Origin of the sequence: Methylobacterium sp. E-005 (genome assembly GCF_022829725.1) — a bacterium.
Classification (GTDB): Bacteria; Pseudomonadota; Alphaproteobacteria; order Rhizobiales; family Beijerinckiaceae; genus Methylobacterium.
On the sequence record NZ_JAKSYG010000182.1, the window covers coordinates 1 to 283 of the forward strand.

Sequence of the window (283 nt, forward strand, 5' to 3'; positions counted from 1 at the left end):
CCGAACCGGGACCCTCCTCTAAAAGACGGTAACATCCTCTAAAACGAACGTTTTTTCTGTCTATAAGCGGGGTCCCGATCGGCGCCGACGGGGACCCCGCTCCCTATTCGATTTCGCCAATGATAACAACGGGCTGCTTCACCCCGCGGCCAGCGGTCGAGGCCGATCGGCATCAGGACGGCGATCTGATCCGGCACCGCGGCGTCGCCCAGGAGGCTCCGGAGCGAAATCCGGCACGCCTCCTCCAGCTCGGACCGGCTGCGCGCGCCCGACGTCTTGATGT

At 64.0% G+C, this 283-nt stretch carries 1 pseudogene; it reads right to left on the reverse strand.

The annotated features are described in order from the left end of the window. Positions 1-38: 38 nt before the first annotated feature. Positions 39-283, reverse strand: a pseudogene (locus MKK88_RS20490) (hypothetical protein); the annotation flags it as partial.